Annotated in this window: 15 protein-coding genes; 8 read left to right on the forward strand and 7 right to left on the reverse strand. The window is 68.1% G+C overall.

All coding sequences use genetic code 11. The annotated features are described in order from the left end of the window. Nucleotides 1-17: 17 nt before the first annotated feature. A complete protein-coding gene (gene rsgA / locus MSZK_RS29365) occupies nucleotides 18-1007 on the reverse strand; it encodes a ribosome small subunit-dependent GTPase A (RefSeq protein WP_099252076.1) in 990 nt (329 codons plus the stop codon). Further along, nucleotides 1004-2293 (reverse strand): 3-phosphoshikimate 1-carboxyvinyltransferase, encoded by a 1290-nt coding sequence (gene aroA / locus MSZK_RS29370; protein ID WP_099252034.1) that lies wholly within the window; start codon nucleotides 2291-2293, stop codon nucleotides 1004-1006. The genes rsgA and aroA overlap by 4 nt, the downstream gene beginning before the upstream one ends. 76 nt (nucleotides 2294-2369) lie before the next feature. Between aroA and MSZK_RS29375 the strand changes: the two genes are divergently transcribed. The 3 genes from MSZK_RS29375 to MSZK_RS29385 all read left to right on the forward strand — a co-directional run bounded on the left by MSZK_RS29375 (nucleotide 2370) and on the right by MSZK_RS29385 (nucleotide 6646). Next, complete coding sequence (locus tag MSZK_RS29375; protein WP_099252035.1) at nucleotides 2370-3134, forward strand: SOS response-associated peptidase; 765 nt, start codon at nucleotides 2370-2372, stop codon at nucleotides 3132-3134. Nucleotides 3135-3189: 55 nt separating this feature from the next. Continuing rightward, nucleotides 3190-4728 (forward strand): aldehyde dehydrogenase family protein, encoded by a 1539-nt coding sequence (locus tag MSZK_RS29380; RefSeq protein ID WP_099252036.1) that lies wholly within the window; start codon nucleotides 3190-3192, stop codon nucleotides 4726-4728. Between the two features lie 160 nt (nucleotides 4729-4888). Further along, nucleotides 4889-6646, forward strand: a complete 1758-nt coding sequence (locus MSZK_RS29385; protein WP_233211579.1) for a sensor domain-containing diguanylate cyclase — start codon at nucleotides 4889-4891, stop codon at nucleotides 6644-6646. A 3-nt stretch (nucleotides 6647-6649) separates the two neighbouring features. On the opposite strand, the gene MSZK_RS29390 is transcribed toward MSZK_RS29385, so the two are convergent. Together MSZK_RS29390 and MSZK_RS29395 are read right to left on the reverse strand one after the other, a co-directional pair. Continuing rightward, nucleotides 6650-7498, reverse strand: coding sequence for an NAD(P)-dependent oxidoreductase (locus MSZK_RS29390; protein ID WP_099252037.1), 849 nt, complete (start codon nucleotides 7496-7498; stop codon nucleotides 6650-6652). A gap of 9 nt (nucleotides 7499-7507) precedes the next feature. Then, nucleotides 7508-7996: a YbaK/EbsC family protein gene (locus MSZK_RS29395; protein ID WP_099252038.1), complete on the reverse strand. Its 489-nt coding sequence runs from the start codon at nucleotides 7994-7996 to the stop codon at nucleotides 7508-7510. 241 nt (nucleotides 7997-8237) lie between these two features. Between MSZK_RS29395 and MSZK_RS29400 the strand changes: the two genes are divergently transcribed. Together MSZK_RS29400 and rsrA are read left to right on the forward strand one after the other, a co-directional pair. Then, the gene (locus MSZK_RS29400) at nucleotides 8238-8873 is read left to right on the forward strand and encodes a sigma-70 family RNA polymerase sigma factor (protein ID WP_199203540.1); all 636 of its coding nucleotides are present in this window, start codon (nucleotides 8238-8240) and stop codon (nucleotides 8871-8873) included. After that, on the forward strand, nucleotides 8870-9178 hold the full coding sequence (gene rsrA, locus MSZK_RS29405; protein WP_099252039.1) for a mycothiol system anti-sigma-R factor: 309 nt from the start codon (nucleotides 8870-8872) through the stop codon (nucleotides 9176-9178). Before MSZK_RS29400 ends, rsrA begins: the two co-directional genes overlap by 4 nt. Nucleotides 9179-9229: 51 nt before the next feature. Here the strand turns inward: rsrA and MSZK_RS33645 are convergent, their stop codons facing one another. Continuing rightward, entirely contained in the window at nucleotides 9230-9304 is a 75-nt protein-coding gene (locus MSZK_RS33645) for a 50S ribosomal protein bL37 (protein WP_099252079.1), read from the reverse strand. A gap of 142 nt (nucleotides 9305-9446) precedes the next feature. On the opposite strand from MSZK_RS33645, the gene MSZK_RS29415 reads away from it, so the two are divergent. After that, nucleotides 9447-9662, forward strand: a complete 216-nt coding sequence (locus tag MSZK_RS29415) for a biotin/lipoyl-binding carrier protein (protein ID WP_047333209.1) — start codon at nucleotides 9447-9449, stop codon at nucleotides 9660-9662. Nucleotides 9663-9666: 4 nt separating this feature from the next. Beyond that, nucleotides 9667-11163: a sensor histidine kinase gene (locus MSZK_RS29420; RefSeq protein WP_099252040.1), complete on the forward strand. Its 1497-nt coding sequence runs from the start codon at nucleotides 9667-9669 to the stop codon at nucleotides 11161-11163. A 97-nt stretch (nucleotides 11164-11260) separates the two neighbouring features. Here the strand turns inward: MSZK_RS29420 and MSZK_RS29425 are convergent, their stop codons facing one another. Continuing rightward, on the reverse strand, nucleotides 11261-11515 hold the full coding sequence (locus MSZK_RS29425) for a WhiB family transcriptional regulator (RefSeq protein WP_078020443.1): 255 nt from the start codon (nucleotides 11513-11515) through the stop codon (nucleotides 11261-11263). Between the two features lie 237 nt (nucleotides 11516-11752). Further along, nucleotides 11753-12730 carry a diacylglycerol kinase family protein gene (locus MSZK_RS29430; protein ID WP_099252041.1) on the reverse strand — a complete coding sequence of 326 codons (978 nt, stop codon included), beginning with the start codon at nucleotides 12728-12730 and terminating at the stop codon, nucleotides 11753-11755. 91 nt (nucleotides 12731-12821) lie between these two features. Between MSZK_RS29430 and MSZK_RS29435 the strand changes: the two genes are divergently transcribed. Continuing rightward, nucleotides 12822-13295, forward strand: coding sequence for a GtrA family protein (locus tag MSZK_RS29435; protein ID WP_099252042.1), 474 nt, complete (start codon nucleotides 12822-12824; stop codon nucleotides 13293-13295). The last annotated feature ends 30 nt before the right edge of the window (nucleotides 13296-13325 follow it).

Genomic DNA, 13325 nt, shown 5'->3' on the forward strand with positions numbered 1-13325 from the left:
GGTGTTGCAAACAATTATCAATACGCCGCGCCTTCTGACAACGCGGACAGCAGCCGCCGGGCTGCCGCGACGCGCCGCGCGGGCGCCCCGGTGAGGGCGTCCAGCGCGCATTCCGGGTCGGCTGGTGGTCCCATGTGGCCGCAGCCGCGGGGGCAGTCCCCGATGGTGTCGGCCAGGTCCGAAAAGGCCCGCAGGACATCGTCGGGCTCGATGTGGGCAAGCCCGAACGACCTGATGCCGGGGGTGTCGATCACCCAGCCGCCGGCCGGCAGTGGCAGCGCCACCGACTGGGTGGAGGTGTGCTTGCCCTTGCCGACGCCCGACACCTCACCCGTGGCCCGATCCGCTTGTGGTACAAGGCGATTCACCAGTGTGGATTTGCCGACGCCGGAGTGTCCGAGGAGCACGGTCACCTGCCCGGTCAATAGCCGGGCGAGCTCGTCGATCGGGTCGTCGCGGCCGGCGATGAGCACGGTGAGCTCCAGATCGGCGAATTGTTGGGCGAACGCCGCCGCAGGCGCCAGATCGGTCTTGGTCAGGCACAGGATCGGCCGCAGGCCGCCGGCGTAGGCGGCGATCAGCGTGCGGTCCACCAGTCCGGTGCGAGGCGGCGGATCGGCCAGGGCGACCACGATGAGCAACTGGTCGGCGTTGGCGACGACCACCCGTTCGGTGGGATCGGTGTCATCGGCGGTGCGGCGCAACACCGTTCGCCGCTCACCCCGGCGCACGATCCGGGCCAACGTGTCGGGCCGTCCGGTGAGGTCACCGACGACGTCCACCTGGTCGCCGACGACGATGGGGGTGCGGCCCAGCTCCCGCGCCCGCATCGCGGTGACGTGCCGGTGGGGATCGCCGCCCAGGACACAGCCCCAGCGGCCGCGGTCGACGGTGACGACCATCGCCGCCACCGCATCGGCGTGCTCGGGACGATTCTTGGTGCGGGGCCGCGAGCCACGGCCCGACCTGATCTTGACGTCGGACTCGTCGTACTCGCGTCGGCTCAACCGCGGTTCACCATCTCGGCCCACAGCTGCGGGAATTCCGGCAGTGTCTTGGCGGTGGTGGCGATGTCCTCGACGGTGACGCCGGGCACCCGCAGCCCGACGATCGCCCCGGCCATTGCCATCCGGTGATCGGCGTACGAGTGCCAGGTGCCGGCCTGCAGTGGTACGGCGGTGATCACCAGACCGTCGTCGGTCTCGGTGCAGTCGCCACCGAGACCGGTGATCTCGGCGCGCAGGGCGGCCAACCGGTCGGTCTCATGACCGCGCAGATGGGCGATGCCGGTCAGCCGGGACACCGAGCCCGGCGCGGCCAGGGCCGCCAGCGCCGCGACCGCAGGCGCCAGCTCACCCACATCGTGCAGGTCGACCTCGAAACCCTGGTAACCCCCGCTGGGGCCGCGCACCTCCAGGTACGAATCCGTCTGGTGCACAGTCGACCCCAGCAACTTCAGGATGCCAAGGATGGTGTCGGCGGGTTGCACGCTGGCCACCGGCCAGCCGGCGATGCGCACCGCGCCGCCGGTGACCACGGCCGCGGCCAGGAACGGCACCGAGTTGGAGAGGTCCGGTTCGACGTCCCAATGCCGGGCCGCGATCGCACCCGGAGCCACCCGCCACTGATTGGCGCCGCTGTCGTCGACGTCCACTCCGGCATCACGCAGCATCGCCACGGTCATCGCGATGTGCGGCGCCGACGGCACCGACGTGCCGGTGTGGACGACGGTCAGGCCCCGGGTGAACGCGGCGCCAGAGAGCAACAGGCCGGAGACGAACTGCGAAGAGCCAGAGGCGTCGATGTGGACCGTCCCGCCGTCCACTGCGCCGCCCCCGCGCACCAGGAACGGCAGCCCGGTGCCGTCGATGTCGACGCCCAGTCCGCGCAGCGCGTCGAGCAGCGGCGCGATCGGGCGCGCCCGGGCCTGCTCGTCGCCGTCGAACTCGACGACCGCCGTGCCCAGCGCGGCCAGCGGCGGGACGAAGCGCAGCACCGTCCCCGCCAGCCCGCAGTCGATGCGGGTCTGCGGCGCGGGGGTCAACGCCCCGCCGACCACCAGCTCGGCGCCCGTGCCGGCGACGTCGATACCGAGTGCCTGCAGCGCGCCGATCATCAGGTTGGTGTCGCGGCTGCGCAGTGCGCCGCTGATCGAGGAATCGCCCTGGCCCTGGGCGGCGGCCAGCGCGGCCAGCACCAGCGTGCGGTTGGTCTGTGATTTGGATCCGGGCACCGTCACCGTGGCGTCGACGGCCGTCGCTGTCCAAGGGGCCTGCCACAGCTCGGTGCTCACAGCTGTACATCCTGCCTTGTCGGCGTGGTCGGCCTCGGCAGAGGCCGCCTATCGAACTTTGCGCCACCATGGAGTCATGTGCGGACGATTCGCGGTGACCACCGACCCGGCCCTGCTGGCCGAGAAGATCCACGCCATCGATGAAGCCACCGCGGCGGCGAAAGAGGGGCGGGGGCCGAACTACAACGTCGCCCCGACGGCCACCGTCGCGACCGTGGTGAGTCGACACGCCGAACCCGACGACGAACCGACCCGACGGATCAGGTTGATGCGCTGGGGTCTGGTGCCGCCGTGGGTCAAGGCGACCGAGGACGGAACCCCCGAGAACAAGGGCCCGATGCTGATCAATGCCCGCGCCGAGAAGGTCACCACATCGCCCGCCTTCCGGGCGTCGGCGAAGAGCAAACGCTGCCTGGTGCCGATGGACGGCTACTACGAATGGAAGCCCAACCCTGACACCCCGGCCGGCAAGAAGGCCCGCAAGACGCCGTTCTACATGCACCGGGTCGACGGTGAGCCGCTGTTCATGGCCGGGCTGTGGTCGGTGTGGCGGGCCGACGACGCCGCTTCACCCCTGCTGACCTGCACCATCATCACCACCGACGCAGTCGGCGAGCTCGCCGAAATCCACGACCGGATGCCGCTCGTGGTCGGTGCGGCCGACTGGGACCGCTGGCTGGATCCCGACCAGCCGGCCGACGCCGAACTACTGCGCGCCCCGCCCGACATCTCCGGTATCGACGTGCGGGAGGTTTCGACCCTGGTCAACAGTGTGCGCAACAACGGCCCGGAGCTCATCGAGCCGGCCGATCCACACAACCAACCGGTTGGCCTGTTCTAGCGGCGTGACGGCGGTTACGCTCACAGGCGAGATCCGACCAGCGAGAGGAACCGCCATGACCGCGGTCGAGCCCAAGGCCGATCAAGCCACCATCACCGTGCGTAATCCCGCCGACGGACGCGTGGCAGGAACTGTTCCGGTCGACGACGCCGACACCGTGGCCGCCAAGGCTCGGGAGCTGCGGCTGTTCCAGACCGAGTGGGAGGAGATCGGCCCCCGCGGGCGCAAAGCCTGGATGTTCACATGGCAGGACTGGATTCTGGACAACGCCGACCACCTCACCGAGGTGTTGATGTCGGAAACCGGCAAATCGCATGGCGACGCCAGCCTCGAGCCAGTCGCCTTGGCCGACTCCATCAAGTACTGGGCGACCAACGCCGAGGAGTTCCTCGCAGACCGGCACCCCAAGGCGCACAGCCCACTGTTCAAGATCAAGAAGTTGACCACCGTCTACCGGCCGTACCCGCTGGTGGGGATCATCGAGCCCTGGAACTTCCCGCTGGCGATGCTGGCACTCGACGTGGTGCCCGCACTGGCCGCCGGCGCGGCGGTGCTGCTCAAACCGTCCGAGGTGACCCCGCTGTCCGCGGTCGAGTTCGCCCGCGGCTGGACTGAGGTCGGCGCCCCACCGATTCTCGGACTCGCCACCGGGTACGGCGCGACCGGCGCGGCGGTGATCGAGAACTCCGATTACGTCCACTTCACCGGATCGACGGCCACCGGCCGCAAGGTGGCGATGGCCTGCGCGGAGAGGCTGACTCCGTTCAGTCTGGAGCTCGGCGGCAAGGATCCGGCGATCGTGCTGGCCGACGCCGACGTCGACCGTGCGGCCAATGGCATCGCCTGGGGTGGCATGTTCAACTCCGGGCAGGTGTGCATCTCGGTCGAGCGGGTCTATGTCGAGGCTCCGGTGTACGACGAGTTCGTTGCCAAGCTCACCGCGAATGTCCGCAACCTCAAGCAGGGACAAGAGGATTCGGGCTTCAAGTACGACACCGGCGCGATGGCCACCGCCGCGCAGCGCGACATCGTCGAGCGCCACGTCCAGGAGGCGGTCGATGCCGGGGCGCGGGTGCTGGCCGGCGGTAAGCCGACCGGGGTCGGCACCTTCTTCCAGCCGACCGTGCTGGCCGACGTCACCCCGACGATGTCCTGCATCGCCGAGGAGACATTTGGCCCGACCTTGCCGGTGGTCAAGGTCGCCGACGAGGACGAGGCCATCCGGCTGGCCAACGATTCCCAATACGGCCTGTCGGCGTCCGTGTGGACCGGGGATGTCGAGCGCGGTGAACGGGTGGCGCGACGGCTGGAGTGCGGTGCGGTCAACATCAACGACGCGCTCGCCAACGTGTTCTGCCCGTCGCTGCCGATGGGTGGCTGGAAGGACTCCGGCGTCGGCTACCGGTCCGGTGGTGCCAACGGGTTGATCAAGTTCTGCCGCCAGCAGGCGATCACCGCGCCGCGGATCCCGACGCAGAAGTCCGAGCTGATGTGGTACTCGTCCTCGCGGCGGCAGGGCCGGGTGGCGCTGGCGGCGATGCGGGCTTTCGCGGGCAAGGGCGTGCGTCGCTTCGGCCTCCGGCCGAACAAGTAACCCAGCGGCCTCCGGCCGAACAAGTAACCCAGCGGCCTCCGGCCGAACAAGTAACCCAGCGGCCTCCGGCCGGCCATCGGGCGTTATTTGACGGCAATGTCGATAACGCCGGCGGGCGGGTGCGGCACAATTCGGTTCACATCGCGTGGGGGAGAACCGATTGGCCAAGGCCGAACCGGATGCTGATCTCGAAGCGCTGGTAACCCGCTCGGGCCCGGCAGCGCTGGCGATGGTGCTCGTCCTCAGCACGTCGAACTGGATCGGCTGGGCGACCGGAAACGAGCTGCTGACCCGGATCTTCCGCTCGTGGCCGCAGATGACGCCTTGGGCGGCTCTACTGCTGGCCACCCTGGCCGGCTCGATCCTGGTCCAGTCCGGGACCCCGACCCGTACCCGGATGTGGATCGGTCGCGGGTTGGCGGCGGCAGCCGCGCTGGTCGCGCTCACGATCCTCGCCGAGTACGTGATCAATCGGCCGTTGGGCATCGATCGGCTGTGGTTCCCGGAGGGGGTCAGCACCCTGCAGCGCACCTGGCCGGGCCGGCCCAGCCCGCAGACGGCCTCGACGGTGCTGCTGGTCGCCATCGCTGCGGGACTGACCCGACTGGATCGCTGGTGGGCCCGGGTGGTCCGTACGGAGAGTCTGGTGGTCGCCCTCGCGATTCCGTTCATCGTGGTCACCACCTATGCGTCGCAGTCGCTCTCGGTCAGTCAGGTGCCGCCGTCCACCGGCATGGGGATCGCGACGGCAGTCGGGCTGCTGCTGCTCATCGCCGCGGCCTTCGCGGCCCGGCCCGACTGGAACCCGGTGGCCTGGTTGTTGGCCCGCCCCGACGGTCGGGCCCTGATCCGGATGTTCGGCCTGCTCGCCGCCCTGCCGATCGTCGTGGGTATGGCCCGGTTGGCGTTCCTGGCGCTCGGGGTACGCGAGGACGCGGTCTGGGCGCTGTCGATCTCGGTGAGCGCGCTGGTCATCGGGGTGCTGGTGTTTTACCTCAGCCAACGCGAACAGCGGCTGCTGATCGACCGGGCGGTGTTGGTGCGCGAGCGTGAAGACGCCGAAACGCGCTACCGCATCCTCGCCGAGAACGCCGTGGACGCCGTGGTCCACCTCCGCGGCATGCAGATCGTGTGGATCTCGCCGTCGGTGCACACGACGTTCGGGAAAAGACCTGAGGCGTGGATCGGGTCGGATTTCCGCAGCCACCTGCACGCCGACGACGCCGAGCTGGTGCGGATCGGCGACGAGCGCAGCGACGCGGGCGAACCCGCGGTCGAACGCTTCCGGATCTGCCGGACCGACGGTGGATACCACTGGGTCGACTGCCGGTCCAAGCCGTACGTCGACGGCGACGGAGGTTCCGACGGCGTGATTGCCGCGCTGCGCGTGGTCGACGATCAGGTCGAGTTCGAGCGGCGCCTCGAGCGGTTGGCCCGCTTCGACACGCTCACGGGTCTGGTGAACCGTGCCGAAGCCCTGCACCGGCTGGAGTCGGCACTGGCCGGACGTGGCGCCGCCGACTCGCACATCGGGGTGCTGTTCTGCGACATCGACGGCTTCAAGGGCATCAACGACTCCTACGGTCACGCGGTCGGTGACTCGGTGCTCACCGCCGTGGCGCAGCGGATTCAGGCGTGCGTGCGGGCCGACGACACGGTCGGGCGCACCGGGGGCGACGAGATCCTGGTGGTGTTGCCCGGGGTGCGCAGCCTCGATGAAGTGTCGACGATCGCCGAGGACATTCGTCGACGCGCGGCCGAGCCCGTCGACTACCCGGGCGGAATCATCAATGCCACCTTGAGTATCGGTGCCACGCTCGCTGTTCCCGGTGAATCCGCCACCACCGCGACCGCACGCGCCGACGCGGCGATGTACCGGGCCAAGCAGACCGGCCGCAACAGCGTCGTACAGATCTGAGCGTCAGGGATTGCGGTACCCGGGCGGGTTGGGGGTGTCGACCCACAGGTCCACGCCAAGCTCGGAACCCGGAATGCAGTCGTAGACCGACAGGTCGGTGACCCCGGACTCCAGCAGCACGTCCTCGCACAGCAAGGTCTGGCCGGTGTACTGCCCAGCCGGCTTGCCCAGCACCGCGTAGGCGGCGTCGGCGTACACCTCGGGCTTGCGGGAGCGGGCCATCGCCTCATCGCCGCCCAGCAGGTTCTGCACGGCGGCGGTGGCGACCATGGTTCGCGGCCACAACGTGTTGGACGCAATGCCCGCGCTGCGCATCTCCTCGGCAATACCCAACGCGCACAACGTCATTCCGAATTTCGCCATCATGTACGGGGTCGGCTTGAGCCACTGCGATTCCAGCCGGATCGGCGGGGACAGCGTCAGGATGTGCGGGTTCTCCCGGCCCTTCATGTGCGGAATGCAGGCCTGCGAGACGGCGTAGGTGCCGCGCACCTGGATGCCGTTCATCAGATCGAAGCGCTTGAGCGGCACCTCCTCGATAGAGCCGAGGTTGATCGCCGAGGCGTTGTTGACACAGATGTCGATGCCACCGAACTGCTCGACGGCCTTGGCCACGGCGGCTGCCACCGAGTCACCGTCACGGACGTCGCCGACGATCGGCAGGGCTTGGCCGCCGACCTCCTCGATCTCCTTGGCGGCGGTGTAGATGGTGCCCGGCAGCTTGGGGTGGGGCTCGGTGGTCTTGGCCACCAGCGCGATGTTGGCCCCGTCGGCCGCGACGCGTTTGGCGATGGCCAGGCCGATGCCACGGCTGGCCCCCGAGATGAACATGGTCTTGCCGGAGAAGGACATTGCGTCACCCTAGACCGCGCGCAGGTCCGCGGTCACCGCCTGCGTCAATCGCACCAGATCCTGCGGCGCCAGCGCGATGTCCCAGCCGCGCTTACCTGCGCTGCACAGCACCGTGTCGAACGTCAGCGCGGAGCTGTCGACCACCGTCGCAAGCCGCTTGCGCTGGCCCAACGGGGAGATGCCGCCGAGCACGTAGCCGGTGGCGCGCTCGGCGGCCGTCTGGTCGGCCATGGTGACCTTGGCCAGGCCCAGCGCCGCGGCGGCGGCCTTCAGCGACAACTTCCACGGCACCGGCAGCACCGCGACCGCCAGCACCGGTCCGGCCGCGATCACCAGCGTCTTGAAGATCTGCTCGGGCACCAGACGGTCACCGGCCAGGGCGGTCACCGCCTCCTCGCCGTACGAATGTGCCCGCGGGTCATGGTGGTAGCGCAGCACCTCGTAGGGTGCTCCGGCCGCCGCCAGTGCGGCGATGGCTGGGGTGGCGGCACGACTCACGGGCACAGCCTAACCACGGGAAATAGGGCGGTGAGAAATCCTGTTGTGGACAGTGTTCGCGGCGGTCAAGGGCCGCGAACGGAAAAGCTGTTGGTCACAGCCTTAGGATTGGGAGGAGAGAAGTCAGGTGTCAGCTGCAGTCATGATGGCCGAAGCGCGCACACCCGCATTTCTCATCCGTCCGATACCGCTGCCGGAGCTCATCTGGAGCACCGCGGCAGAAGGGACTGTGTCACCCACGATGACCGACATCGACACCGAGGCCCCCGCTCGCGAGGAGTCCGATGCGGAGCTGACCGCGCGCTTCGAGCGCGACGCGATCCCGCTGCTGGACCAGCTCTATGGCGGTGCGCTCCGGATGACGCGTAACCCCGCGGATGCCGAGGACCTGTTGCAGGAAACCATGGTCAAGGCCTACGCGGGGTTCCGGTCGTTCCGGGAGGGCACCAACCTCAAAGCGTGGCTGTACCGCATCCTGACCAACACCTACATCAACAGCTACCGCAAGAAGCAGCGCCAGCCGGCGGAGTATCCGACCGAGGAGATCACCGACTGGCAGTTGGCGGCCAACGCCGAGCACACGTCCACCGGACTGCGCTCGGCCGAGGTCGAAGCCCTCGAACTGCTGCCCGACACCGAGATCAAAGAAGCTCTTCAGGCATTGCCGGAGGAGTTTCGGATGGCGGTGTACTACGCAGACGTCGAAGGCTTCCCGTACAAGGAGATCGCCGAAATCATGGATACCCCGATCGGGACGGTGATGTCCCGGCTCCACCGGGGCAGGCGCCAGTTGCGTGGCCTGCTCGCCGACGTCGCCAAGGAGCGTGGCTTTACGCGCGGCCAGACGGAGGACGCGCCCGAGGAGGTGTCCTCGTGAGTGGCGACAACGTATCCGAGGAGGACTGGCGCCCGCCGGTAGGGCCGGTCGACCCGGACCATCCCGAGTGCGCAGCGGTGATCGCCGAGGTGTGGACGCTGCTCGACGGTGAATGCACCGCCGAGACCAAGGACCGGCTGCGTCACCACCTCGAGGAGTGCCCCACCTGCCTGCAGTACTACGGGGTCGAGGAACGCATCAAGAAGCTGGTCGCCTCCAAATGCAGCGGAGACAAGGCTCCCAAGCACCTGCTGGAGCGGGTCCGCCTGCAGATCAGCCAGACCACCATCATCAGGCGCGGTTAGCGCGTCGAGAGGACCTCACATACAAAAGTGNNTTGCCGGGCACTTTTGGTTTCAGCTGTTGGGCCGCCTGCCGTGGTTGGCCTTGCTGTGCTTGCGGTCACGCTTCTTCCGGCCACGCTTGGCCATGATGTACCTCCGTTGTTCTGCGCTGCATGGTTGAGCCCTGAATAAAGTGTCTCACGACCCCATCGAACCTCTGACCACACGGTGTTGTGGTTCGATAGAGCCGCATCGAGAGTTCGCGTAGCACCAAAGAGTGAGGGTGAAGATGGCCGAGGATGTTCGCGCCGAGATCGTGGCCAGTGTGCTGGAGGTCGTGGTCAGCAAGGGTGACCAGATCGGCGCGGGCGACACCCTGGTGCTGCTGGAGTCGATGAAGATGGAGATTCCGGTGCTGGCCGAGGTCGGCGGCACCGTCACCGAGGTCAGCGTGTCCGTGGGCGATGTCATCCAGGCCGGCGACCTCATTGCCGTGATCGACTAGCTTCGTGTCCACCCTCGGTGACCTGCTCGCCGAGCACACGGTGCTGCCGGGCAGCGCTGTGGACCACCTGCATGCGGTGGTCGGCGAATGGCAGCTGCTGGCGGACCTCTCGTTCGCCGACTACCTGATGTGGGTGCGCCGCGACGACGGCGCGGTGGTCTGCGTGGCCCAGTGCCGACCCAACACCGCACCGACGGTCCTGCTCAAGGACGCCGTCGGCACGGTCGTCGCGCCGGGGGAGCTGCCGCTGGTGACCGCGGCGTTCACCTCGGGGGCGATCGGTCGCGGCGACAGCGACGCCAAGCTGCGCGAACCCGGCATCGACGTCGAAGCCGTGCCGGTGCGCTACAACAACAACGTGGTGGCCGTGCTGACCCACCAGACTGCGCTGGCCGAGCGGCGCACGTCCTCCCCGCTGGAGCGGGCCTACCTGGACTGTGCCGGCAATCTGCTGCACATGCTGTCCGAGGGCACGTTCCCCAATGTGGGTGATCTGGCGTTGTCGCGATCGAGCCCGCGGGTCGGCGACGGCTTCATCCGCCTCGATGTCGACGGTGTGGTCGCCTACGCCAGCCCGAACGCGTTGTCGGCCTATCACCGGATGGGGCTGGCGGCCGAGCTGGAGGGGCACAACCTGGTCGCGATCACCCGCCCGTTGATCTCCGACCCCTTCGAGGCCCTGGAGCTCGCCGAGCACGTGCGCGACTCGCTGGCCGGCGGGTCGAGCATGCGGCTGGAGGTCGACGCCGGCGGTGCCGCGGTGCTGATGCGCACGCTGCCATTGGTGGTCCACGGCGCCGCCGCCGGGGCGGCCGTGCTCATCCGGGACGTCACCGAGGTCAAGCGCCGCGATCGGGCCCTGCTGTCCAAGGACGCCACGATCCGGGAGATCCACCACCGGGTCAAGAACAACCTGCAGACCGTCGCCGCGCTGCTGCGCCTGCAAGCCCGCCGCACCAGCAACTCGGAGGCGCGTGAGGCGCTGATGGAGTCGGTGCGCCGGGTGGCTTCCATCGCTCAGGTACACGAGGCCCTGTCGATGTCGGTGGACGAGGAGGTCAACCTCGACGAGGTGATCGACCGGATCCTGCCGATCATGAACGACGTGGCCCGGGTCGACACACCCATCCGCATCAATCGGGACGGCGCATTGGGGGTGCTGGACGCCGACCGGGCTACCGCCCTGGTGATGGTGGTCACCGAACTGGTTCAGAACGCCATCGAGCATGCCTTCGAGTCGTCGGCGAAGCAGGGCTGCGTGACGATCCGGGCCGAACGCTCGGCGCGCTGGCTGGACGTCGTGGTGCACGACGACGGCCGCGGGCTGCCGGAGGGTTTCAGCCTGGAGAAGTCCGACCGGTTGGGTTTGCAGATCGTGCGCACGCTGGTGACCGCCGAACTCGACGGATCGCTGGGAATGCACGACGTTCCGGGGGGCGGAACGGATGTGGTGTTACGTGTGCCACTCGGGCGCCGTTCGGGCCCGCGAGTTCCGCAATAGCAAATTGTGACGGACGCTACATCGAAGCTCGAGTGTAAAAGAAATCGCGGCCCCTGGCATTTGCCGGGGCCGCGATCTTACGAACTGTGAAGAAGTCTCAGACGGTGCTGCGGGCCCGGGTGCGAGCGTTGCGGCGCTTGAGCGCGCGACGCTCGTCCTCGCTCATGCCGCCCCACACGCCGGCGTCCTGACCGGAATCCAAAGCCCAGGTCAGGCATTCCGTCGTGACCGGGCACCGGTTGCAGACGAGCTTCGCATCAGCGATCTGGGCGAGCGCCGGTCCGCTGTTCCCGACCGGGAAAAACAGTTCCGGATCCTCGTCCCGACAGACCGCCTTGTGGCGCCAATCCATTTGTCGCTACTCCTTACTAAGTGCGCGACTGAGCGCGCTCGCTTTTCCTTCGGCTGTTAACGCGTGCACACAAATGTTTCTGTGCTGTTGCATCCGATCGTTTCACAGCCTCGACGGATGTCAATAGGACTCAGTTAACACGTGTGCAATGTCACTACGGGGGTGGGTTACCGAACCCTCTACCCGTTTGTACTACACTCAACCCACCTGCGCCCTGAAGCGGCTGACGCCGGTGCATCACCGCTGGTCAGCGGGTGTGGCAGGAGGCGGAGCGACCACGCTCAACACCCCGGGGACCGACCGGAACGTCATTTCCTCGCGCAAGCCGAGAAAATCTCCGTCGATCTGGCTGGCGACCGGCTCGGAGCTCCGGATCCGCACCCACGCGATGTCGTCCTCCCGGATCAGGTGCTTGGCTTTGATCACGGGCTTCTGGGACACCATGCGCCTCACCAGCATCAGATTTCTCCAGACATTCATGCTGGTCACGGCGAACAATCCCAGGCCGGTCTCGAAGGTGGTGTCCGGGTTGGTCCACACCGGCCTGGTGTTGGCGTAGGTCCACGGGCTCGAGTTGGAGATGAACGCGAAGTAGACGCCGGTCAGCGGCTCCCGCTCGGGCAGCTCGACGGTGAGCAGGGGTGCTTTGCGGGCGCTGGCCAGCATCTCGCGCACCGCCACCCGGATGTAGCGGCCGGCAGTTACCTTGCGCCCTTTGGCGCGCTGCGCCTCGACCGCGGCCACGACGTCGCCGTCCACGCCCATCCCCGCGGTGAACACCGCCCACCGCTCGCCGCAGTCCATCAGTCCGATCCGCCGCCACGGCGCGCCGCTGCGGCGGGCGGTGAGCAGGTCGACGAGCTGATTGGTGGCCTCGATCGGGTCCGGACTGATGCCCAGGGCCCGGGCGAAGACATTCGCCGACCCGCCGGGAACCACCGCGACCGCGGGCAGGGCGTCCGGCAGCGGTTCCTGACGGCTGGGCCGGCCCAGCAGCCCGTTGACCACTTCGTTCACCGTGCCGTCGCCGCCGTGCACGATGATCACGTCGGTGCCGTCCTGCCTGGCGGCGGCGGCGATCTCGATCGCGTGGCCGCGGTGATCGGTGTGGACGACCGCCAGATCCACGCGACTCTCCAGCGCATGCGCGAGCAGGTCACGGCCGGCGGCGGTGGTGGAGGTGGCGTTCGGGTTGACGATCAGGACGGCGCGCACGAGCCATGAGCCTAACCGCGCCACGGGTGAGACTCCGAAGTGTTTGCCTGCTCATCACGCAGGGGTCAGCTGCCGGTGGCATGCTCGCGACGTGATCGTGGGGTCGGAGCCGGGTTCGGCCAGTGCTGTCGGCCGGTTCCACCGGGTCTGTGAGGCTGTCGTCGATGCGCTGCCGTTCGGCTTGAATTCCGTTGTCGCGCCGACTTTCTTGGGCTTCGTGGTGATCAATTCCGGCACCTTTGCGCTGGACTTGGTGATGCTCACCCTGTTGCACGGCGCCCTGGGCGTGCCATTCGGGTTTGCGGTCACAGTGGCGTATGCGTGCGCGTTCGCCGCGAGTTACCTGCTCAACCGCGTGGTGAACTTTCAGTCGCACGGGGCGGTCGGGCCGCAGGTGGTCGTCTACATCGTCGTGGTGGTGATCAACTACCTGGCGTTCATCCTCGGCGTGTCCAGCGCGCTACGTGCGCTCGGGGTCGAGTACCACCTGGCCCGCATCGTGGCGGGGGCCTGCGAGGGGATCTACATGTATTGCGCGATGCGGTGGGTGGTGTTCCGGCGCTAGCCGGGGGAGACGATCCGCCGGGCCGCGTCG

The sequence above is a fragment of the Mycobacterium sp. shizuoka-1 genome (genome assembly GCF_002723835.1).
GTDB lineage: Bacteria > Actinomycetota > Actinomycetes > Mycobacteriales > Mycobacteriaceae > Mycobacterium.